This window comes from Streptomyces ossamyceticus (assembly GCF_001418475.1).
In the GTDB taxonomy this organism is placed as follows: Bacteria; Actinomycetota; Actinomycetes; order Streptomycetales; family Streptomycetaceae; genus Streptomyces; species Streptomyces ossamyceticus.
The window spans coordinates 1-840 of sequence record NZ_LIQX01000046.1 but is presented as its reverse complement, the minus strand read 5'-3'; the positions used below and the strand labels follow the sequence as shown (position 1 = coordinate 840).

Annotated in this window: 1 protein-coding gene and 1 pseudogene; one reads left to right on the top strand and one right to left on the bottom strand. The window is 72.7% G+C overall.

Features of this window, described 5'->3' with window-relative positions; all coding sequences use genetic code 11:
• Window positions 1–166, top strand: a pseudogene (locus AOK15_RS46495) (mismatch-specific DNA-glycosylase); the annotation flags it as partial.
• 67 nt (window positions 167–233) lie between these two features.
• Here AOK15_RS46495 and AOK15_RS04285 read toward each other — a convergent pair.
• Window positions 234–671, bottom strand: a complete 438-nt coding sequence (locus tag AOK15_RS04285; protein WP_055512903.1) for a hypothetical protein — start codon at window positions 669–671, stop codon at window positions 234–236.
• Window positions 672–840: the final 169 nt, after the last annotated feature.

Sequence of the window (840 nt, the reverse complement as noted above, 5' to 3'; positions counted from 1 at the left end):
CCGGGCGGCGTTCGGCGACCGCAGGGCCGTGGTCGGCCCGCAGGAACGGACGATCGGCTCCTCCCGGGTGTGGGTCCTGCCCAACCCCAGCGGCCTGAACGCGCATTGGACGGCGGCGACGATGGCGGAGGAGTTCGCCCGGCTGCGGGTGGCGGCCGAGGACTGAGGAGCGGAGGGCCGTGCGGCCTGCCCGTCGTGAAGTCCGGGACCTGCCACTCGTGGGACCCGCTCGGTCAGGGCGGGTCCGTCTCCGTTATCAGGGCGACCAGTTGGAACGGCAGCTCCTTGTCCCACTGGGAGACGCCGAGGGCGACCCAGCGGCCGTCCACCTGCCACAGGTGCACATCGGGGACGTGCGAGCTGAGCACCGCCCACGGCTCCGGTATCTCCTCACCCTCCATGGAACGGTCCTGAACGCTCCAGAGGCTGATCACGTCCGGTGCGCCCCAGCGCTCGGCGAGCCGCTCCGCCAGGGCGTCCCGGTCAGCCTCGTACTGCTCGTCGGTCTCCTCCCGGCGGGTGCCGTCGTCCTCCCAGAAGTCGGCGCTCGTCTGTAATTCGGCGACGTGGTAGCCGGGACCGCCGGTGCCGGCGTCCGACCGGCCGGGCTCCGCGGGGAACTCGGCGGAGCACAGCCTCTCGATGAGGGCGAGGTGCCGCGTGATGCTCATGCGTCCAGTAAAGCGGGCACCACTGACAATTGGCGTCCCGTCAGTGGCCCGCCCCCGCGGCCCGGCGCCGGACAGGACGAACGGGATGAACAGGACGTACGGGTGCGGGAGCGGGGCCGGTGGCCGGGAGGCTGCTCCGTGGGGCGCGCGTCCGGTGCGGGGGTCGACC